At 67.0% G+C, this 20,601-nt stretch carries 14 protein-coding genes; 1 reads left to right on the forward strand and 13 read right to left on the reverse strand.

Annotated features, from left to right (window positions below):
- Nucleotides 1-155: 155 nt before the first annotated feature.
- The 5 genes from KNN16_RS12935 to KNN16_RS12955 all read right to left on the reverse strand — a co-directional run bounded on the left by KNN16_RS12935 (nt 156) and on the right by KNN16_RS12955 (nt 6,627).
- Nucleotides 156-449, reverse strand: coding sequence for a hypothetical protein (locus tag KNN16_RS12935; protein WP_303897415.1), 294 nt, complete (start codon nt 447-449; stop codon nt 156-158).
- Nucleotides 400-1,416 (reverse strand): ribonuclease Z, encoded by a 1,017-nt coding sequence (locus tag KNN16_RS12940; RefSeq protein WP_303897416.1) that lies wholly within the window; start codon nt 1,414-1,416, stop codon nt 400-402. The genes KNN16_RS12935 and KNN16_RS12940 overlap by 50 nt, the downstream gene beginning before the upstream one ends.
- Before the next feature lie 3 nt (nt 1,417-1,419).
- The gene (rtcA, locus tag KNN16_RS12945; RefSeq protein WP_299287103.1) at nt 1,420-2,493 is read right to left on the reverse strand and encodes an RNA 3'-terminal phosphate cyclase; all 1,074 of its coding nucleotides are present in this window, start codon (nt 2,491-2,493) and stop codon (nt 1,420-1,422) included.
- A gap of 311 nt (nt 2,494-2,804) precedes the next feature.
- Nucleotides 2,805-3,986, reverse strand: a complete 1,182-nt coding sequence (locus KNN16_RS12950) for a transposase (RefSeq protein ID WP_303897417.1) — start codon at nt 3,984-3,986, stop codon at nt 2,805-2,807.
- Between the two features lie 280 nt (nt 3,987-4,266).
- Entirely contained in the window at nt 4,267-6,627 is a 2,361-nt protein-coding gene (locus KNN16_RS12955; protein WP_303897419.1) for a penicillin acylase family protein, read from the reverse strand.
- Between the two features lie 115 nt (nt 6,628-6,742).
- Between KNN16_RS12955 and KNN16_RS12960 the strand changes: the two genes are divergently transcribed.
- Nucleotides 6,743-7,522, forward strand: coding sequence for an ABC transporter ATP-binding protein (locus KNN16_RS12960; RefSeq protein WP_299287109.1), 780 nt, complete (start codon nt 6,743-6,745; stop codon nt 7,520-7,522).
- A gap of 11 nt (nt 7,523-7,533) precedes the next feature.
- Here the strand turns inward: KNN16_RS12960 and KNN16_RS12965 are convergent, their stop codons facing one another.
- The 8 genes from KNN16_RS12965 to KNN16_RS13000 all read right to left on the reverse strand — a co-directional run bounded on the left by KNN16_RS12965 (nt 7,534) and on the right by KNN16_RS13000 (nt 20,600).
- Complete coding sequence (locus tag KNN16_RS12965; protein ID WP_303897420.1) at nt 7,534-8,013, reverse strand: acyl-CoA thioesterase; 480 nt, start codon at nt 8,011-8,013, stop codon at nt 7,534-7,536.
- A 68-nt stretch (nt 8,014-8,081) separates the two neighbouring features.
- Nucleotides 8,082-9,302 (reverse strand): tyrosine--tRNA ligase, encoded by a 1,221-nt coding sequence (gene tyrS, locus KNN16_RS12970; RefSeq protein WP_366972759.1) that lies wholly within the window; start codon nt 9,300-9,302, stop codon nt 8,082-8,084.
- Nucleotides 9,303-9,579: 277 nt separating this feature from the next.
- Nucleotides 9,580-11,268 carry a hypothetical protein gene (locus tag KNN16_RS12975; protein WP_303897421.1) on the reverse strand — a complete coding sequence of 563 codons (1,689 nt, stop codon included), beginning with the start codon at nt 11,266-11,268 and terminating at the stop codon, nt 9,580-9,582.
- A 312-nt stretch (nt 11,269-11,580) separates the two neighbouring features.
- Nucleotides 11,581-14,940, reverse strand: coding sequence for a Swt1 family HEPN domain-containing protein (locus KNN16_RS12980; protein WP_303897422.1), 3,360 nt, complete (start codon nt 14,938-14,940; stop codon nt 11,581-11,583).
- A 3-nt stretch (nt 14,941-14,943) separates the two neighbouring features.
- A complete protein-coding gene (locus KNN16_RS12985) occupies nt 14,944-15,363 on the reverse strand; it encodes a HEPN domain-containing protein (protein WP_303897423.1) in 420 nt (139 codons plus the stop codon).
- Entirely contained in the window at nt 15,350-15,682 is a 333-nt protein-coding gene (locus KNN16_RS12990) for a nucleotidyltransferase domain-containing protein (RefSeq protein ID WP_303897424.1), read from the reverse strand. The genes KNN16_RS12985 and KNN16_RS12990 overlap by 14 nt, the downstream gene beginning before the upstream one ends.
- A gap of 17 nt (nt 15,683-15,699) precedes the next feature.
- A complete protein-coding gene (locus KNN16_RS12995) occupies nt 15,700-19,320 on the reverse strand; it encodes a DUF1156 domain-containing protein (RefSeq protein ID WP_303897425.1) in 3,621 nt (1,206 codons plus the stop codon).
- Nucleotides 19,317-20,600 (reverse strand): hypothetical protein, encoded by a 1,284-nt coding sequence (locus KNN16_RS13000; RefSeq protein WP_303897427.1) that lies wholly within the window; start codon nt 20,598-20,600, stop codon nt 19,317-19,319. The genes KNN16_RS12995 and KNN16_RS13000 overlap by 4 nt, the downstream gene beginning before the upstream one ends.
- Nucleotide 20,601 lies beyond the last annotated feature (1 nt).

Raw genomic sequence — 20,601 nt, forward strand, 5'->3', positions numbered from 1 at the left:
AAATTGCGTCGGTAGAAATCGATCATAAGTTCTTCTAAAAAATAATCAAATTTCAGTATTTTCGAGATCTATTTTGTATTACTGGACTTGTTGGCACGATATAGCAAGCGCGCATTGAAACAAAATTCAATTTATAGTCCGAAATAAATTTCGGTTTACATTCCTCGCAGGCGACGGCGGACCTCGCGGCAGTGGGGGCAATCCCAGCCCACGTATTCCCGGCCGCAGGTGCGGCAGACCCGGGTCGGCAGGGGGGCGTCCTCGGAGAGGGAGGCCAGGATCAGGACGGCCTCATGCCCCTCGTAGGCGGAGAGCCACTCCTCCAGCGGGGTCTCGCCCATCCACCATCGCCCCTCGGGATCCCGGCGCAGGAGGCCTCGCAGGACCCGGGCCTCCAGCTCATAGGCCGCCGTGGCCAGCTCCAGCACGCTCGCTTTCCGCAAGGACATCCCGTTCCTCCTCGATTTCGTGGACCTCCGCTCGTTCTACCTCCAGCTGGCCATCTTTCAGGATGCGATAGCGATCGAAGTCCCGGGCCACCCAGACCCGGGGGAAGAGGGCCATCGCCTCCTGCCGGATCTCCCGCTCCCGGTAGCGTCGGGAGACATGGGTCAGGATCAGATGCCCCACCCCGGCCGCGCGGGCCAGCCCGGCCGCCTCGGCGGCGGTGAGATGGTCGTGGCGACGGGCCAGGTCCCGGTCCGCCTCCAGATAGGTGGCCTCGATCACCAGCGCCCCCACTCCCCGGACGGCCTCCACCAGATCGTCCACCCGACCCGCGTCCCCCACCAGGGCCAGGGACGCCCCCTCCACCGGTGGCCCCAGCACGTCGTCCGGCCTCACCACTCGCCCGTCGGGCAGGGTCACCGGCTCCCCCTGCACCAGGCGCCGGCGCTCCGGGCCCGGGGGGATCCCCAGGGCCTCGGCCTTTTCAACCAGGAAGGGCCGTCGCGGCTTCTCCCGAAAGAGATACCCCAGGCTGTCCCCGCCGCGATGGGTGACCGGGAAGGCGTAGACGCTGAGCTTCTCGTCCTCGAAGAGCAGTCCGGGCTCGATGACGTGGAAGGAGATCTCAATGGAGGGCCGCACCCCGCGCAGGACCACCCGGTAGATCAGATCCTTCACCCGCTCGATGGTCCCGCGACGACCGTAGATGGCCACGCGGGGGAGGATCTCCCAGCGCATCACCGTCGACAGAAACCCTGCCAGCCCCAGGATGTGGTCCAGGTGGGCGTGGGTGAGCAGGATGGTCTCCAGACGGCGGAAGCCCAGGCCGCTCTTCAGCAGCTGCCGCTGGGTTCCCTCCCCGCAATCCACCAGGAAGCGGCGGTCCTCGAACATCACCACGTGGGCGGGCAGCCCGCGCCGGATCGAAGGGGCGGAGGCGGAGGTGCCCAGGAAGACGATCTCGATCATCCCTCATCCCTCCACCGGGCGGACACGCACCTCGCCGGGGCCGCCCTCTTCCCCGATGACTTCAAAACGGTCCCCGACGAAGTGGCAGGCCACCCAGATACTGGTCAGCAGATGGGCGGTGATGCAGGAAGTGGTGAACCGGGAGGCCCCGGGCGAGAGGGCGAGCGGCAGGATCAGCTGATCGGCCAGATGCGGATCCACCGCCGCGCCGGAGCGATGGAAGGCGAGGAAGCCGGACACCGCTTCCTCGGCCACCCGCTCGGCCGGGAGGCCCTTCTTGCCGTAGGCGGAGGCCCCCGCCCGGATGTTCGCATATTCCGCGATCAGGAAGATCCCGGCCCCCGGCCCCGGGCTCTCCGCCAGGATCGCCTCCACCTCATCCGGAAGGCCGGCCTCCCGCAGCAGGCGGTTGGCCCGCCCGGCCATCCGCTTGGCGATCTCCAGGGGCAGATTGGAGACCGCCGCCCATCCCCACAGCCGGCGCAGCGGCCCCCGCTCAGTCAGGGTCAGCGGCTTCAGGCGATAGAGCCCCTCTCCCTCCAGCGGGCCGTGAACGTAAAGATGGATCTCGCCACCCCCTGCGGGATACCAGCCCCAGCGCTCCAGATGGACTTCGGCGTGCAGGCCCATGCGGCTCAGGGTCGGCAGCAGCACGTCGCGCACGTAATGGAAGGGCGGGCTCCACGGCACATGGGTTCCTCCCCGCAGGGTGACCCGGGAGGATCCAGAGGCGTAGGCCAGGGGGAGCAGGATGGCCTGCAGGATCAGGGTGACCGAGCCGGCGCTCCCGCCGGCCCGCGCCGCTCCCACGTCAACGGTGTAAGCCCCCGGGGCGGGCGGCGATTGGGGGATGAAGGTGAGGGCAGTGGAGCCTAAGGCGGCGCCCTGGACCTGGGCGCGGCAGAGCGCAGCGGCGGCCTTCACCGCGCTGAGGTGCTGCGCCTGAAGGCCGGGATTGGGGCGTCGGGCCCGGATGTTCTCCACCCGCACCGGCCGCCCGGTGATCGCCGAGAGGGCCAGCGCCGAGCGCAGGATCTGCCCGCCGCCCTCGCCGTAGCTGCCATCCAGGACGATCATCGACAACGCCGCCGAAGACCTCCCCCGGGATGCCGGCCCTGTCATGGCTTCCCTCGTCCGCCCCACAGGATGACGGTTGAGGGATCGAATGGACGCCAGCGGTCGAGCCTCCCTTACGCGATCCGAATCGCCCGCAGACCGGCCACGCGTTCCAACTCCTCCGGGTTCGCCGTGATCAGAGCGGAGGCCTCGATCATGGTTCGACGCGCCCTGTCCCCCACCCCTTCCGCAGATCGGAGACCGCCTGCTTCTCCTTTCAGATCCTTAGGACTTACGCCGTTTTCTGCGTATTCCGGTCGTGGCCTTAGGTTTTAGCCCGAGGCCAGAGGACCGGCCACCGGGGTCGCCCACCGACCCCTGCCTCGAAGGCCCAAGCCCTCGAGGAATTCCACCCCCCTGCGGGCGATGTTCACCGCCGCCGCCTCGTGACGGCTCATCCTCACCCCGCAAGGGCACGCCAGGGCGTGTCCCCTTAGCCTTTCACCCACCCTGCCGCATACCGGACACGCCCGGGACGTGTTCCGCGGATCCACCCCAATCACCGGAACCCCATAAAACCTCGCCTTGTGAACCAGTATTCGGTGGAAAGTCATAATGCTCCAGAAGTTGAGCAGACGCTGCCGCATCCTCCTGGACTTCCCCTCCCCGATCCGCTCCTTCATCCCCCGAAGGTCCTCCAGCACCAGAGCCGCCTTCATCCCGATGGCCCACGCCATCAGCGCCAGGGCCAGATGATGCCAGAAGTTCTCCGTCTTCTCCCGGCGAATCCTTCGATGCTTGGAGGCGATCTTCTTTTTGGCCTTCGGGTTGTGCTTCCCTCTCGTCCCTCTGATCTCGCGCCGCAGATGGTCCCGGTTGACCTTCCCCACATACCCCGTGTCGATCTCCCGGATCTCGCCGGTGGAGGTCACAAAGGCCGTGAGGTTCCCTTCATTGCTGTCGATCCCGATCACCCCCTCCGGCTTATAGGGGATGGGGTCGGGGAACTTGAGGGGGATGGAGAGGGAGTGGGCCGTGAGCGTCGGCTCCCCCATCCGCGCCCGCCCTGCTTTCCACTCATCCAGCAGCCGGCGATACTTGTGGTGAGGGCGAAAGGTGAGGACGATGGGCTCCGGATCCCGGGGGGAGACCGGGATCGTGACGGTCAGGGTCTCGCCGTCCCATTCGATCTTCACCGTCTGCCGGACCAGATAGATCGAGGGGCGCCGGATCTCCGGCCGGTCCGCCCGGGTCTTCCCCTTCCGCTGCTGGTTCCGGAAGCCGTGGACGATCCGGGCGCCGGATCGGATCGCTCCGTAGATGAGGTTGGAGTGGAGATCCGGATGCTGCGCGCGCAGGGAGGGGTAGAGGGCCTGGATGAGGGTGAAGGTGGCGGTTTTGCCGTTTTCCAGGGCGTAGTCGACGGTCTGCCGCTGGATGTCGGCGCAGGCCTCCATCAGGGCGCGGATCCTGGGATGCTCCTCGAATCGGAACCGCAGGCAGACCGTCGGCATCGTTGCCGCCTCCATCATGAGGATAGCCCTGTCCGCCGCGCAAGGATAAGGGCACATCCAACTGCGTAACTCCTAATCCTATGGAAGCGTTCCGAAGCGGTTCGCCGGCGCGCTCGAACCATCTCCGGCCGTTCCGTCCGCGCTCGCTCCACCGCTTCCGGGGAGCTCGAAGCGCCCGCGTGGATCATCCCCCGTTCCGACTCCTCTTTCCGAGCCTCCGCCCATGGGGTTCAGGCCTGCGCGAGCGAGCCCGCGGGCCTCGCCGAGAAGTCTTCTCTCATTATAGCCCAGAGGGAGAGCCCGACAGACGATCCGACGGCGTCGGGGCGACCGGCTCCAGGGTCCAGATCCGCCGGGTGTGGGCCCGCACGGCCTCCGGGCTCCAGGGCATCGGCCGGGCCCGGCCTGCATGCCAGAGGGGGAACTGATCGAAGTAATGCCGCGAGGTCGGGGATCCCCCTTGCCCGCCCGGGAGCACCGCCAGACAGCGGTCCCAGTCGCTCAGATCGGCGACGAAGCGCCAGGAGGGCAGCGCCCCCAGGGGGCCGCCGAGCTGATTGCCCTGGAAGCCGGCCTGCAGGGGAGTATCCCCATCCCCGCCGAGGGGGAAGGGCCCCCGATTGAACAAGGGCGCCAGCGCCGGCGCCTGGCCCAGGACGTGGCGGAGCGTCACCCGGTGGATCCGCCCCCACGTCCAGCGGGTGGGGTCCTGCCCCAGCCGCTTCCGGAGCCAGCGGACCGCCTCGCGGAAGGCCTCCGCCACCCATTCGACGGCCGGGCGCTCCCCCAGCCAGAAGGGATCCCCGCGGCGGAGGAGGGCCCGCAGGGCATGGGGGGCGGTGCGATAGAACGAGTGGCCCGGCAGGAAGACGTTGAGGGACTCCCCCAGATACCGGCGCCATGCCGAGCGGAGCCGGGGCTCCAGGAGGCGGCGAAGCAGCCGCCATTCGACGGCTGCCACCACCGTCGGCGCCACCGCTCCGGCATCCATCCGCCCGTCCCATGCCTTGACCTGGGCCAGCAGCCACGCCTCGTCCGCATCCCCCGGCTCCACCTGCGCCAGCCAGGGCTTCCACTCCAGGGCCCCCAGGGAGACCACATCCGTCTGGATGGTCAGGCAATCCGCCGCCGTGAGGGCCGGCGTGGATTCCAGCCGCTCCCGGATCCGCCGCGCCCGGTGATCCGGCATCCATTCGGCGCTGATGAAGTAGGGATAGCGCGGGCCCACGATGCGATGGTTGGCGGTGACCACCTGCCCCTCAGGAGGATCGAAGGCGAAGGGAAGCGCTTCAAAAGGGATCTCCCCTACCCAGTCGAACTCCCCGCTCCAGCCCGGGACCGGAACCAGGCCGTGGCCCTGACGCCGGATGGGGATGCGGCCGGCCATCTGATAGCCGATGTGCCCTTCCCGATCCGCGTAGACGAAGTTGAGAACCGGGGCCGGCCAGCGGCGCAGGGCCTCCCGGAACTCCTCCCAACCGGAGGCCCGGTTCAGCCGGAGGATCGCCTCCCACCACGTCTCCGCCTGGGCCCCCGCCCAGGCCAGGGCCAGGCCGACCCGGGGCCAGGGGATCCCCTCCGGCTCATACTCCGGGAGGAGATCGGTGAGCACCGGCCCGTGACGGGTGACTCGCATGCGGAAGCGCTCCGGAGCGCGCGCGCCGCGCACCCGGATCTCGATCTCCCGCACCTCCGCCTCCGCCCATCCCTCGGGGGTCTCATACCGCAGCGGGTTCTCCGGATCGAAGCGCTCGATGAACCAGTCCTGGGTGTCGGCGAGGACCGCCGTGGCCCCCCAGGCGATGGCCGCGTTGTGCCCCAGCACGACGCCGGGCAGGCCCGGGACGGTCACGCCGGCGACGGCGAACCCCTCCGGCTCGCAGACCAGATGCTGCTCATACCACAAGTTGGGCAGGGAGAGAGGAAGATGGGGATCGTTGGCCAGCAACGGCTGTCCGGTGGCGGTGCGGGAGCCGGCCACCACCCAGTTGTTGCTGCCGATCCCTTCCCGGTGGCCGAGCCAGCGGGCCAGGGCGCCATACATCGAAAGCAGTCTCTCGGCCATCGGTTCGATCCCCATCGTCTCGGGGAAGAGGGCCGTCTCTCCGAAGACCGCCTCAGGCTCCAGATCCGCTGCGCGCTCCCCCAGGGCCTGGGCCATCGCCACCCGGCACAGCTCGCTGTCCCAGTTCCATGAGAGGGACCAGGCCACCACCAGCCCCCAGGCCGCGCTGTGCAGCGGGGTCCAGGGGAAATCCGGGAGGGGGACCAGGCGGTCCTCGATGCCGGACGGGCCGCACCGGAACGCGGCGGTCACCCCGGCCGCGTAGGCCTCCAGCAGCGATCGGAGCGGCGGCGGGATCCGCTCCAGGCCGGCCCGGGCGTGCTCGGCCCAGCCCACCCCCCGGGCGAAGCGATCCATCTCCAGCCCCATCGGGCCGAAGACCTCGCTCAGACGGCCCAGGGCCACCAGGCGGTTGAAGCGCATCTGCCATCCTCGATCCCGCCCGTGGACGAACCCCTGGGCGAAGAAGAGATCCGCCAGCGTGCGGGCCTCGATATGGGGGATCCCCCATTCATCGAACCGGATCTCCACCCGATCCTTCAGGCCTTCCAGCCGGAACGAACGGGCTCGAGCCATCGGCGACCTCCGGGATTAGGGTCCGGGAAGGACGGTGCGGTTATCATGATGAGGGATCTTCCGGAAAGAGGAAGAATCTCCTCAAGGTCGGGAACACGCATGGAGCGGATGGGCGATGGTTGAGCTGCGTGGGGTGTGGTTCGGATACGGGGGGCGGTGGCTCTTCCAGGATTTCTCGTGGTCGGTGGAGCGGGGGGAGGCCTGGGCGATCATCGGCCCCTCCGGGTGCGGGAAGACGACCTTGCTTTACCTGCTGGCCGGGTTGCGCCGGCCCCAGCGGGGGGAAATCCGGATCGACGGACAGCCCTTGCGACGGCCGCGCCCGCGCACCGGCCTGATCCTTCAGGATTACGGGCTCCTGCCCTGGGCCACGGTGTGGGAGAACGTCGCCCTGGGCCTGCGCATCCGTCGCTTCTACGGGCCGGACGGGCGTCACGCGCCGGCGGACGCGCCGGTGGCGGAGATCGAGGGGCCGGTGAACGCCTGGCTGGAGCGCCTGGGGCTGGCCGCCGTGCGGGATTATTACCCGGGGCAGATCTCGGGGGGGCAACGCCAGCGGACGGCCATCGCCCGCGCCCTGGTGCTGAAGCCGGACCTGCTGTTGATGGACGAGCCTTTCGCGTCGCTGGATGCGCCCACCCGGGAGGACCTGCAGGAGCTGACCTGGCGTTTGAAGGAAGAAGAGGCCCTGACCCTGATCCTGGTCACTCACAACATCGAGGAGGCCGTCTTCATGGGCCAGCGGATCATGGTCCTGGGCCAGCCGCCCCATACGGCGCCGGTCGTCGTGGAGAACCCCGGGGCGGGGGATCCGGCCTTCCGTGGGACAGCGGATTACTCGGAGCAGGTGGAGCGGCTGCGCCGGGCCCTGCGGAGCCCGGCCGGCCCGGGGTGATCCGGGCGTCCTCACCGGGCTTCCCGGGCCTCGCGGCGGGCCAGCCGTTCCGCCCGGCGCTGGTCGGCTTCCTCCGCCTTCCGTCGTTCCTCCTCGGTCTCCAGGATGAGCGGGGGCACCGGGGCGGGCCGGCCGTCGCGGTCCAGGGCCACGTAGACGAAGTAGGCGGTGGCGGTCAGCCGGCGTTCGCCGGTCAGCAGGTCCTCCGCCTCCACCTGGATCTCCACTTCCATGGAGGTCCGCCAGGCCTGGGTCATGCGCGCCCGCACGTGCACCAGGTCCCCCACGTGGACTGGGGCGCAGAACTGGATGGAGTCCACCACCACCGTCACCGTGGGCCGGCGGGCGTGGCGGGAGGCGACGATGGCCCCTGCCTCGTCCATGAGCTTCATGATCCATCCGCCGTGGACGTTGCCCAGGATGTTGGCGGATTCCGGCTGCATGATCTGGGCCAGCACCACCTCGCTGTCTTGTATGCGCTTCCCTTCCATGGCGAAGGCTCCGGCCGAACGATGGTGGATGGAGATCCGAGCAACGCGGCGTCCCGGCGTGGTCCGGTTCACTCCGGCTCCGCCGGCACCAGGCGCATGAAGCGCCGGCGGCCGACCTGAAGCACCCGCGGCCGATCCACCTGAATGATCGTCTCCACCTCGGAGAGGGTCTCCCCATCCAGGCGCACGCCGCCCTGGCGGATCAGGCGGCGGGCCTCGCTCCGGCTGGGGGCCATCCCCGTGAGGACCAGGAGGTCGACCAGCGGCTGCGGCCGGGAGAGCAGGAAGGTGGGCATCTCCTCCGGATAGGCCCGCTCCTGGAACACTGTGCGGAAGTGGGCCTCCGCCCGCTCCGCCGCCTCCTCCCCGAAGAAGATCGAGACGATCTCCCGGGCGAGCTCCATCTTCACGTCCCGGGGATGGAGGGTTCCCTCCCGCAGCCCTTGCTCGATGGCGGCGATCCGCTGCGGCGGATATCGGGTGAGCAGCTTGAAGTAGGTAGGCATCACCTCGTCCGGGATGCTCATCACCTTGCCGAACATGTCCTCCGGGGTGGTGTTCAGCGGGATGTGGTTGCCCAGGGATTTGGACATCTTGCGCACCCCGTCGGTGCCCGGCAGCAGCGGGAGCAGGATGGCCACCTGGGGCCGCTGGCCGAAGGCTTCCTGGAGCTTCCGCCCGGCCACCACGATGTTGAACAGCTGGTCGGTCCCGCCGATCTGCACGTCGGCCTGCAGGGCCACCGCGTCGTAGCCCTGCATCAGCGGGTAGAACAGCTCGTGCAGGAAGATGGGATCCCCGATGTCCAGCCGCGCGGAGAAGGACTCGCGGGCCAGGAACTGCTGCACCGTGAAGTGAGAGGCCAGGTGGATGAGATCCCGGAAGGTCAGGCCGGAGAGCCATTCCGCGTTGTAGCGGATGATGGTCTTCTCCGGATCCAGCACGCGGAAGGCCTGCTCGGCGTAGGTGCGGGCGTTGGCCTCCACCTCCTCGGGGGACATCAGGGCGCGCCCCATCAGGTGGCCGGAGGGATCTCCGACCAGGGCCGTGAAGGTGCCGATGACCAGGATGGTCTCGTGGCCGAGATCCTGGAACTGGCGGAGCTTGCGCAGGGGCACCGTGTGTCCCAGGTGCAGGTCGCTGGTCCGGGGGTCCACCCCCAGGTAGACCCGCAGGGGGCGCCCTTCCTGGAGGCGCTCCCGCAGCTCCGCCTCCATTGTCCGGCGCAGCGTCTCATCGCCGTATTCGGTCCCCTGCATCAACAGGGCCACCTGTTCATCGATGGACATGCGCGTCATCCCCGCCTCCTCTCAAGCCTCCCTGACGGGTTGCCTTCGAAGCGTGTGGGCTCCCTGCCGTGTGCCCGGCCTCCCGGGATCGGGGCTTTCCCATCGCCGCGAACGGATGGGGTCAACTTCAACAGTATGCCATGGAGAGGATGGATCGCCAAGCTCCGGGGCGGCATGGATGTGTCCCGATTTTGTCGGGCCTGGCCGCCTTGTAGGACAACTGCGAGCAGTTGTTCTACGATTTTGGGACACACCCGGCATGGTCCTCGTTCGCCCCCTATGGCCCCCAGGCCACCCGCTGGCTCAGCGGATCGGGGAGATGCTCCCCCAGGTCCAGGATCTTGCGGGGGGTGCCGCCGGCGGCCGGGATCAGATACACGCCCCATCGGCCGTCGGCGTCCGAGAGATAGGCGATCCAGCCCCCGTCCGGAGACCAGGCGGGCCCGGTCTCCTGCCCACCTCCCGAAGTGAGCGCCCGGAAGAAGCCCTGGGGGGTGGCGATCACCAGGTCCCAGCTTCCCTGAACGTCCGTGGTGTAAACCAGAGCGGAGCCATCCGGGGACCAGGCGGCCTGGAGGTCGTTGGGGTGCTGGCTCAGGCGGACGGGGGCGCTGGCCCCGGGCGGCAGCAGCAGCAGCCCGCACCCGCCGGCCGCGCAGCCGGTCCACGCCAGCGTCCCCTGGGCGCTCCATGCGGGGAACCGTCCGGTCGCGATCCGCTGGGCCTGGCCGGGCTCCTGGAGGCTCAGGACCCGGATCCCGCCGGCTCCGTCCATGAAAGCCAGATGCTGGCCATCCGGGGCCCAGGTGGGCCATGCGGCCCCGGGCCCGGCGATCTGCACGGTCTCCCCGCTCTCCAGGTCCCGGATGAACAGCCCGACCCCGGCGACCCGGTAGGCCAGCCGTCGGCCGCCCGGTTGCCAGGCCGGCTGATCGGCTCCCACCGCCACCCGGAACCCCCGTCCGCTGGCCTCGATGACGTAGAGCACGTAGGTTCCCGCCTCCGAATCGTAGAGCGCGTAGGCGAGGCGGCCCACCGGGATGGGCGGCGGGAGCGGGGTGCCTCCGCCGGGGAGGGTCCCCGGGATGGGGGTGGGGGTGGCCAGCAGGCAGCGCGCCCCGGCTTCCTGAGCTTTGGCCTGCACCGCGGGGTCGTCGAACAGGCGCAGGGCGGCCTGATACTGGGCCTCCGCCGGGCAGCTCTCCCCCTGGGCGGTCAGGAGGTCGCCGTAGGCCACGTGGGCCTGGAAGAGCCGGCGCGCGGTGTCCCGGTATCCCGGGGCCAGGGCATAAATCTCCCGGAGCCGCCGGATCGCCTCCGCCCAGTTCACTCCCCAGTGGTCCCGGGCGGCGAGATACAAAGCGGCGAGGCGGTAAGCGGTGGCCGCTTCAGGCGGAAGCGGCCCCAGGCGGGCTGCCTGGTCCAGGTAGAAAAGGCCTTCGGCCAGGCGATCCTCGGGATCCTGGAGCAGCTGCATGCCGTGCCGGAGGGCCGCCTCCCGCAACAGGGCGCTTACCTCCGCCGCCCGGAACGCCGGATCCCGGTTCCGGATCTGCAGGAGGAGCTCGACGGCCCGGGGCAGGTCGCCGGCCTCATAGGCCTTGCGGGCGGTTTGAAAGGCGTCCTCCAGGAGGATCTCCGGCGGGAGGGAGGTGGGGGTGGGTCGGGCGGCGATGCGGCGCTGGGCCTCGGCCCGGGCCGCTTCCACGGTGGGGTCGCCCGGGCGCAGCCGCGCGGCGGCTTCGAGGAAGGCCAGGGCCCGTTCCTCCTGGCCGGCGTCCAGGAGGTCCATCGCCTGGTGGACCGCGGCGTCGGCCGTGGCCTGGATCCGCCGGGCCTGTTCGGCTTTCCCGCGCTCCCAGCCCATCCGCCAGCCGGCCAGGGCCATCCCGCCGATCAGGGCGAGGGAGAACAACGCCATCGAGGCGCCGGCCAGCCCCCGGCGCATCCGTCGGGACCATGTCATCCTTGCGGTTTCCTCCGGTGAACTTCCCGGGCTCCTGCAGGCCTTCCGTCCTGGGCGGCCGGATGCAAGGAAAGATCAAAGAGGAGCCCGGCGGGTCTTATTCTCCCTGGAGCTCCGAGAATTGAGGAGGCCTCCAACCCTGGGGTTCTCCGGCGGATCCGGATTATCTCCGGGGTCGCAGGATGTCCGCGGAGGGATCCCAGCCCAGGTCCGACAAGTTCCCGGTGCGCATTGTCTCCCAGGAAGCGAATGATTCGATCAGGCCCTCTGGGACCGTGTCGCTGGAGGGCGGAGGCGACCCGCCGGGTCGCTCTATTCCATCTCGAACTCGTAAGTCATAAATTTCAGGGTCCGGCAGTTCTCCGTGACGCGGTGCTTCACATCCTCCGGGATGCCCTCCGGAATGGTAGCCTCGATTTCCAAGGTGACTCGAACCTGGGCACCACGGAGCCCCGCAAGGTGAGCGATGACCTCCTGGGCGATCCGGCCGGCATCCGCTCCGACCCGCAACGGGTTTAGCTCCACATTGCCATGAAAGCGGCGCGGGAGAACCGCCTCGGAAGGTTGGGGGGGCGTCTCAATTGGGGTGGGGGTTTTCACCGGCCCAGGGATTACGATGACATCTGGCGATCCTGTCTCCCTGATCGAACGATCCCGGGCCTCAACGTCCATCTGCCGCCGTGCCGCCTCGGGCTTCACGACCAGGCCCCTCGGGTTGTCTGGGGAGAGCTGGATCTGCTGCCCTGCTCGCAGGCCCCGATACCTGCTCGTGGCTTCGTCATAGCTGTCTGCGTAGGCAAAAGTGTCCTGTTCCCATGTGGGCAGTGCTACTCCATCCTCCACCGCCTTTACAAGCACCAGATGGTCCCTAAGGCGTGGGAGATACACATACCGGGCGAAGTCCTCTATGAGCTGCCGGACTTCTACATGGTCGCCTCGCCACAGAGGCACTCGATCGAGCTCCATTCGCAGGCGGGTCCCTGCCAGCTGGACAATGAGCAGCTCGTCGCGCAACAGCCTCCGGCTTGCTCGCTCCACCAGTCCATTGTTGCCCTGCAGGCGGATTTCCTGCCATTCCAGGGACCCGTGAGGATCCTGCTGGACTGGCACCAACAACCAGCAGAAGGTCTCCGGAAGCCGGGCCCTTACGGTGGTATCGCTGGCGTCCATCTGCTGCTCCGCCTGCCGCACCGCGTGGGGCATCAGGTCCAAGGTCTCTTGGTCTCTGAGTATGGAAGCCCACGCGAGGTACCGCCGGACTGCCTCGTCCAGGTCCTGCACCCGCGCCCGATCGGGGGCCAGGAAGACCAGGGTGTTGCGATACAAACGCGGCGCGCTCCCGCGTGATTCCAAGATTCGCTTCGCCTCTTGTAGCGCCGGGCTGTCCTCCCCTCGCGCGTGCGGGTAATCCAATCCCAACACCACCAGCCGCGCGTCCAGGTCGTCCGGGATGTCCTGGGGGGACTGGGGGAAGACGTGCACGCGACTGAAAGCTCCGGGCCTGCGGACTTCCTCCCGCACCCGGCGCTCCACTTCCCGCGCCACCTTCTCCGGCTCCCGCTTGAGCTGTTCGGCCCGGCCCTCTGCAAGGCTCGTTACATTGGGCTGGGTGGAGTACCAGTAGCGCGGGCCATCCTGATAGAGGTAGGTTGCCTCCCTTGCGAGCCTTCGCAGGGCATCTCCGAAGATCTGGGGCGACTCTCCCGGCGCTACGCAGCCCAGCCGCACCCGTCGGTCGTCGATCCCCTGGTGGGCGGCCCGCTGGATGGGAGCCGAGCCCAGATAAATAGTGCGGGCCACCCGACGGCAGGCGTGGTATTTGCCGAGGTTGGGCACCTCAGCGTCCAGGCGCGCCGGGAGCGAGTTCGGCCCGTCCACGTCTTTCTCGATCACCGGCACCCAGTTTTCAGAAAGGTAGCGAGTGAGTTCGAACTGTACCCGGGGGTCGTCCATCGGGATGGTGGATGGCAGGATAAGCGGGCTCCTATCGCCCCGCTCCCACAGGCTATGGATCACCGCGGCCATGAGGCGCAGCACGCCCCGCGTTCGCTGGAACGTGGGGAGGGCAGCCCAGTCCTCGTAGAGGCGCGCGAACACCTCGGGGTGGATAGGGTAGGCGTCCTTCAGCCTGCGCTCGTAGTCCGGCTCGCTGCACTCTGGAGGGAATTCTCCCTTCTGCGTGCGGTAGAGGTCGGCGAAGGCCCGGGCCACCACGTCTCGCGCCTTGAACTGCTCGGGGTCCGTCATCGGCTCGAACAGACGGCGGCGCACGATCTCGAAGCTCTCCTCCTGGGTGGCCGGCCGCCACGGCGCTTCCATCCGCCCGATCACGTTGCGCAGCCGGGCCAGAGCTTCGCGACCCCGGATCCCCCCGACCTCGATGTTCTCTGCCTGAAGGTGTGGGGATACAGGATCGTCGGCGGCCGGGAGGGAGATCGCGACCAGGCAGGCGCGTGCGACCCGCGCCGACTCCGTCAGGGCCTGGGCGAAGGTGAACTGGGTGTCGAACGTCCCGCCGGGGAGGTCGGGCGCATCATGGAGCTGGCGGGCGTAAGCGACCCACTCGTCGATCAGGATGAGGCATGGGCCATAGGCGTTGAACAGCTCCCGGAGAGCATCGCCCGGACTGGTGGCCTGCTCGTCGTCTGCGGCGATCCGGGCGTAGGCCTTGCGGGCTTCTTCAATTCCCCCTGTCGCGAACCCCAGCTGCCAGGCCAGCTCGCCCCAGAGCGTGCGCACCACGGTTCCATCGGGCTTCCGACTGGGGTTCCCGGGCGAGATGCGGTTACCCACTAGGACCACCCGCCGGACCTGGGGCAGTGAGCGCACCCCTGCTTCGGTCATCACCTCATCCACTCCGGGGAGCTCCGCCAGGGCCTTTCCCGAGAACAGATGATACAGGGCGATCATGGCGTGTGTCTTGCCGCCCCCAAAGTTCGTCTGGAGCTGCACCACCGGATCGCCTCCAGATCCAGAAAGACGCCGGACTGCGTTCACGAGCAGGCGTTTCAGGTTCTCTGTGAGATACGTGCGTCGGAAGAACTCCACGGGATCCTGGTACTCGGAGGACGCCTCCCCCAGGTAAACCTGCCACAGATCTGCGGCGAACTCTGCCTGCTGGTAGCGGCCGCTCGCCACGTCCGGGTGCGGGCTCACTACCTCCCGCCACGGCTTCAGGACGCCTGCCGCAGCAGCCTCCACCAGCGCCCCACCCACCTTGCGCCGCTCGGCCCGCACCTGCTCGTCGAACCGCACCCGCAGCAGCTCCATCTTCATGCGCTCCAGCTCCTCGACCTGCGGCGCGGAGATGGCTGAAAGCAACCGGGCGGCGGAGTCCAGCATTCGGTAGGCGTCGTCGCTGGAGAAGGCCTCCTGGTGCGCCCACTTGTTCCGCCAGTCCCGGAGCTCCGAAACCAGACTCCGCTCCGTCTGGCCCAGGGTCCGGCGGAACACTTCGTTCCATCCTTCCCACATGATCCGCAGCAAGGCCGCTACGTCCCAGCCCTGAATGGGCTTGCCCGCCAGGTTCCGGTCGTCCCCTGCCAGCCGTAGGGCCTCTGCTCTCGCTTGGTCTTGATACCGGCTCTGGAGCTCTCGTTCCACGAACGGCCCCAGGCCTGCCCGCAGCAGGTCCAAAGCCTTCCCGACTCGCTCGTGGTTGGTCATCGCCATGGCTCACCCCCCCTCGATCTTCACTCCGCGTTGCTCGAAGTCCCTGACGATGCAGTCGTAGACCGCCCTTGCCAGAGCCACTGCGCGGTGGGCATCCTCCCAGGTGGCCTCTGGCCAGTCCCCCGGGTAGCGGGCCTCCACCGCCCACGCCGTTAGTTCGGCCAGGTCTGGGTGTTCCTGCTTTACGGACCAACCCGGCGGCAGGAGGTTGCGGAGAGCGTCCAGGTTATGCCAGAACGGCACCTCCATATCCTCCAGGATCAGAGCGGCCTTCAGGGCCTTCTCCGCGGCCTGTTGCGCGAACCAGCAAATATGGCGAGGGATGCTCTGGGTCTGGGCCGCCAGCTGCTCTGCCTCACGCAGGTCTTCCCCGGCGAACCGAAGCCAGCGCAGCGCCTCGCCGGCCCGTTCAGTTGCGTTCATAGAGCACCTTGCCCTCCCGGAGCGCCGCGCGGAGCACATCTCCCTTCACATGACCCCGCTGCTCCAGCTCCTCTGGAGTGCTCACAATGACATCCGTAGCCACGGGCAGATCGCTGAGGGCTCGGAGGATCTCCACCATGGCCCGCCGCTTGTGGGCCACCTCCGGCAGAACCACCAGAAGGTCCACGTCGCTCCACGGGCCGGCTTCCCCCCGGGCCCGTGAGCCGAACAGGATGATGCGCACGGGATGAAACCGTTCAACGATGCGCTGGACGATAGTGTGGATGATGTCTTCGCTCAGAGGTGCTGCATGAATCATTCGTGCTTACCTTATTGTTAGGTTTCCTCCCCGGCCGCGAACAGTGAGGGCGTGGCTGATGGCCGCTCCCGCGCCAGCCGCGCCAGCTCAGGCCAACCCAGGACCAGGGCGTTGTAGGCTTGCGCGTCCTGCGAGCGTCCCTTTTTCTCGGCAATGGCGAAGAGCCGGTAGGCAAGGTCGCGAGCCAGGTCTCCCCGGGAGCCCAGCTTGCGCAGGAGTTCGGCGGTGGCCATGTCCCCTCGCTTTTCATGATAGTAGATCCGCACCAAATGGTGCGTCGCCTCCCAGACAGGCACGTGGCGGTCCTTAGCCGGGTCCCAGTCCTTGGGCAGCTCCTCAGGGCGGCGGAGGCGCACCTTTCCCCCCCTGGCGTATATGATCCCTGCCTCTTCCAGGCCGCTCACTGAGGTCACCTTGGCCTTGCTGAGCAGCTCCGCTTCCCCGAACTCCCCCTCCTCAAAGCCGTGCTGCTCATACCAGGCGATGGCCCAGCGGGTATCGGCGTCGAACTCGTCCTCCTGCTCCGAGAGCACCTCGGTGAGGGTCTGGTTGATGAGGGCCAGCGCCGTGCGCACGCTCATGGGCCGGCCGCTCGCCTCCAGGATGCGGCTGTATTTGGAGTAGATCGCCATGCCGGGGCCGATGGCCGCCTGGGCGAAGTCCACCGGGGCGATGTTCCCCTGCTGGAGGTGCCGGAGTGCTGTCGGTAGCTCGCGCTTGAGCTCGGCTACGAAGGAGCGGCGGTCGGTCTGCGGGGCGTCGGCGGGCCGGGGTCGGCAGGCCAGCACGATATAAGAGGCGAGGGCGTTGGCACCCATGGCGTTCTGACGCCACTTCTGGGCCGAGCGCACCGGCCAGGTGGCGGTGATCTGAAAGCCGGTCTCGACGAGGGCGGTGAGCATCGTCTCCCAGCCGGTGGTGCGGTCAATCCTGAGGGCGCCGGCATCTTTGCCGGCCTTATTTGCCGCCTGGAAGGCGGCGCTCCCAGCCTCTTCGTCCGCGCCGCTCTCCTCGTCGTCCTGCTTGAAGGCGTAATAGACGGTGAGGGGAAAGCGCGGATCCATCTTCTCTCGTAAGATGGCGAAAGCCCGGCGGAAGCCCTGCTCGAAGTGCTCCTTGGCCTTGCGCCTGTCGCCGCCGAAGCGCTCGGGCGCCGCCACCAGCTCCGGCTCCTTGGGCACCAGGATCGTGCCGAAGAGGTTGGGGTAGAGGTCGCCGATGGTGCGCCGTAGCCACACGTAGAAGAAGTCCGAGAGGGCGGCGTAGCCGATGTTGTCGTAGTAGGGCGGGTCGGTGGAGACGAGGAACCCAGGAGCGCCGGCGCTGAGGGCACCGGTATCCTTGCCGGCTTTATCGGCTGCCTGGAAGGCGATGCTCTTAGCGGCATCGACGGGGTGGGCGTGGCCCTCTCGTGACGTCGCCGTCGTCTCAATGCATTCGGCGACGTAGTCGGCGCAAGTGCCCCAGCCGCCGACCGAGTCGCCCAAGATATTTGCTTCGACGAAGTCCCACACCATCGGGATCGCTTGGCGCGCGAACAGGTTCATGGCCTTCTGATTGCCCGGGCTCCACCTGCACAGCGCGTTGTTGAAATCCGCGCAACGGTCCAGGGCCAGGGCCAGGAAGGTGGTCACCGTGTTGGCGTAGGCGTCGGCTTCGGCCGGCTGGAAGCCGGCGCTCCCAGCATCCCGCCGCACCTCCTCCCGCACCTCTCGGATGAGGTCCGACAGTGTTACCATTGCCGTGAGTTGGCGGGGAGTGAAGAGCTGGGAATAATGACGCATTCCATAAAGAGGCAGCTGATCGGCCGCTTTCTCCTGCAGGGGTTCTTCCGGCCTCCATGCCGGCTGTGCCTGGCGGGCGATGGCCTCATGCTCGTCGGTGGCGGGCAGGTACACCCGGCCCCGGCCCGTGTCAGCCACGATGGCCACGAGGCGCGTGCCCATCCGGCCGGCCTTCCCCTGCTCCTTGATGTAGTCGTCCGGGATCGGATCACCGGTGAGGAGGCAGCGGAACATCGCCCGGCCGGTCTTCGTCCCTGCCTTCACTGCCTCGCGGTTGGGCGGCGCGCCGATGCGCACGCGGAAATGCCACCTGGGCCATTTCACCATCGGCTCGAGCCACGCCTCGCTTCCCTTCTTGCTCGACAGCCAGAAGGTGCTCATGAGCGGCACGGGCGCCCCACGAGCGGCCGGGTTTGGGCTTGGCACCGTCCGTGCCCAAATCCAGGCGATGACCGGAAGCTCTTTGCCCATGTAGGGCTTAAGGTGCGGGTGCTCGGCGGCCATCTCGGCCGTCACCTTCACCGGCGGGTAGAGGTGACCGATCCGCTCCCGCGCCCGCTCCAGGATCACCCGCCCGTAGTAGCGGACGTCGGCCGCGAGGCCTGCGGAACCTTGCCAGCTGGAAACACTAGCACTGGTAGCGCCAGCACTGCTGGCACTGGCACTGGGAGCGCCGGCATCCTGCCGGCGTTCTCTAGCGCTCTGAAGAGCCCTTCGGGCATATGCGCTACTGAACCGCCATTCCTCCGGCGAGCGCGCCAGACCAGCCTTCACCGGGTTGTTCTCGATGTACTCGATGGCGGCTCGCAGGTGTCTCTCATCCCGGATGAACCGGTCGTAATACTCTCGCTGCCAGAACTCGCCGGTCCGACCAAGGATCCGGTTCGCCTGGTTCGCGGTGAAGGACTTCCAGGAGTGAACGATCTCTGCGAGCGGGAATCCTGGTATGGGCTCGATCAGCACGTGGACGTGATTGGGCATGATGCACCAGGCCAGCAGACGATAGCGGATTCCGTCGAAATGCAGCAGCGCCCCTTCGACGATCTCCGCCACGCGTGGATTGCGGAGATAGCATGCGCCATGGCCGGCATCCTCATACTTCTCGATGCGTCTTCGGAGTTCGATGATGCGGGGATCAGAGGCCGGTTCATCGCCGACGAGCCGGAGCTCCTCCTTCCACTTGGCGATCACGTGTCGAGGAACGGCGTCGGCTAGCCGGAAAGTGATGCTCTGCAGGACGTGCGGGTTATCGAAATGGGGGAGGTAGCCTCGGGAGGTCCAGCCCCGATGTTCGATGGCTGGCCCTTGCCGGCTGGAAGCCGGCGCTCTGAGCAAGGGGTTCCTCCATTCCGGGTTCACCGGCGGGTGGTCGGCCCACCGTGGCACCAGCTCCAGGTAGCATTTGTTGAGGAGCACCGCCACGGGGTTCAGGTCGCCGGCGTAGGCCTCCAGCCCCAGCCGGGCCGCTTCCAGTGGGATTGAGCCCCCGCCGGCGAAGGGGTCGAGCAGGGGCGGGAGCTTGCCATCACAGTGTTTGAGCATCTCCGCCCGCGCCTCGGCGTAGATCTCCGGGTGCTTGTGGAGCTGGGGTTGCATCATCTTCCGGATGATGCCGAAGAGGCGCTCCCGCTCCCGTGCCTGGGCCTCCTCGGTGGGGAACTTCTGCGGGTGGCTCGAGGGATCATCCACTACCGAAGCGAAGAGCACCGCCCGTGCCACCGGCAGCGGCAACCGCGCCCACCAGTGGTGAATGCCCTTCGGGTGCGGCCCGATGCCCGGCATCTTGTCATACGCCGAGGCATCGTTGATCTCCTGCAAGGGCAGCGCCACTTCGATAAGCTTCCTCGTTGTCATAACTCATCATCTTCCTGAGTTTGATGGCGGGATACATCCTGATCTGTCGGCACAGCTACCAGCACGAGAGCTATCTGGATTTCGCGAGCCTGGTCCCCTTCGTGGTGAAGCACATAGACCGGAAACCCCGCTATATTGGGTTCCTGCCGCTTGTAGTTCGGATGCTCCTTGAACACTTGATCCGCTTGATTTAGAACAAAGGTTACATCCCGGTTGTGCACCATCACCCCCAGCGCGCTCTTCGTATCTCTCCACACAAGATAGCCTAAGAGCTGATCTACAGCCTTCCTGAAGGCCTTCGGACCCCTCCAGACCTTGCACTCGGTGATGAAGACAGCCCCTCTCTCATGCCAGAGGAATATGTCCGTTTTGCCCTTCCGGCTGAAGACTTCAGCGCCTACTGACCCAAACTGGTTGTTCAACACCACGAGCAAGATATCCCGGAGCACCCCCTCAGGCATCCGTTGAAACGTCTTGGGCAGACGCTCGACCAGGTCACGCCAGCTGCGGATCACTGCGAGAATCTCTGCATAATCCTCCTGACTTATTGCGGGCTCTGGAACAAAAGGCTTTGTGCTGCCTGGGCGCATGCTCTCGGATGACGCTGCCAGGCGCCGTGGCTGTATGGGCACGGAGAGAACTCGGTTCGGGTCCGGGCGCTGTTGAATCGGAATTCGCAGATACGCCTCCAGTTGCCGGTCCTTAAGCACCTTCTCCTTCCTTCTTCGGATTGCTATATTCAATTTTTCCTTTAATTGCCAATTGAAGCGAATACAATCGTTCTTTGTCCACTGTAGATATTTTTCGATCAGCTCAATATTTCTGCGGATCTGTTGTTCGAAATACTGCGGATCCAGAGAGTCGGAAGGGGCTTCATGCCAAATTACGAGCTCTTGGCTTTCTATCCTCCCAACAGGAAAGTTGATCGTCGAGGTGTTGGGACAGAGTCGGAAGAGCTCTGCTTCCCCTTCAAATGGGATGCGAACTTCGATCCGGGTGCCCTGCACGTGATAAGGCCTCGTCCTATCCCAAATAACTCGCTGCGGATCTTGGCTGACATCGATGCGGACATCCTGCGCGCCTCGCGTGTACTGAAGGTTGAGATGCAGGACGGGCGGCTCTACCTGATACCGTTCCATCATCTCCTTTAGCAGGTCAGCCTCGGGTATGTCAAGGACCTGGTCCGCTGAGATGGAGTTCGCTTCTTCCAGAGCCTGCTGGAGCCGGTCCTGCAACCAATCGTATAGGCTTCCGTCGTTAAACAACATATCGCAGCCCATG

Origin of the sequence: Thermoflexus hugenholtzii, from assembly GCF_018771565.1 — a bacterium.
GTDB lineage: Bacteria > Chloroflexota > Anaerolineae > Thermoflexales > Thermoflexaceae > Thermoflexus > Thermoflexus hugenholtzii_A.

What these genes read in the sequence shown, in the direction of transcription:
- KNN16_RS12935 (WP_303897415.1), bottom strand. Translation starts at nt 449, where the DNA reads ATGTCCTTGCGGAAAGCGAGCGTGCTGGAGCTGGCCACGGCGGCCTAT.
- KNN16_RS12940 (WP_303897416.1), bottom strand. Translation starts at nt 1,416, where the DNA reads ATGATCGAGATCGTCTTCCTGGGCACCTCCGCCTCCGCCCCTTCGATC.
- rtcA (WP_299287103.1), bottom strand. Translation starts at nt 2,493, where the DNA reads ATGATCGTCCTGGATGGCAGCTACGGCGAGGGCGGCGGGCAGATCCTG.
- KNN16_RS12950 (WP_303897417.1), bottom strand. Translation starts at nt 3,986, where the DNA reads ATGCCGACGGTCTGCCTGCGGTTCCGATTCGAGGAGCATCCCAGGATC.
- KNN16_RS12955 (WP_303897419.1), bottom strand. Translation starts at nt 6,627, where the DNA reads ATGGCTCGAGCCCGTTCGTTCCGGCTGGAAGGCCTGAAGGATCGGGTG.
- KNN16_RS12960 (WP_299287109.1), top strand. Translation starts at nt 6,743, where the DNA reads ATGGTTGAGCTGCGTGGGGTGTGGTTCGGATACGGGGGGCGGTGGCTC.
- KNN16_RS12965 (WP_303897420.1), bottom strand. Translation starts at nt 8,013, where the DNA reads ATGGAAGGGAAGCGCATACAAGACAGCGAGGTGGTGCTGGCCCAGATC.
- tyrS (WP_366972759.1), bottom strand. Translation starts at nt 9,302, where the DNA reads ATGTCCATCGATGAACAGGTGGCCCTGTTGATGCAGGGGACCGAATAC.
- KNN16_RS12975 (WP_303897421.1), bottom strand. Translation starts at nt 11,268, where the DNA reads ATGACATGGTCCCGACGGATGCGCCGGGGGCTGGCCGGCGCCTCGATG.
- KNN16_RS12980 (WP_303897422.1), bottom strand. Translation starts at nt 14,940, where the DNA reads ATGGCGATGACCAACCACGAGCGAGTCGGGAAGGCTTTGGACCTGCTG.
- KNN16_RS12985 (WP_303897423.1), bottom strand. Translation starts at nt 15,363, where the DNA reads ATGAACGCAACTGAACGGGCCGGCGAGGCGCTGCGCTGGCTTCGGTTC.
- KNN16_RS12990 (WP_303897424.1), bottom strand. Translation starts at nt 15,682, where the DNA reads ATGATTCATGCAGCACCTCTGAGCGAAGACATCATCCACACTATCGTC.
- KNN16_RS12995 (WP_303897425.1), bottom strand. Translation starts at nt 19,320, where the DNA reads ATGACAACGAGGAAGCTTATCGAAGTGGCGCTGCCCTTGCAGGAGATC.
- KNN16_RS13000 (WP_303897427.1), bottom strand. Translation starts at nt 20,600, where the DNA reads ATGGGCTGCGATATGTTGTTTAACGACGGAAGCCTATACGATTGGTTG.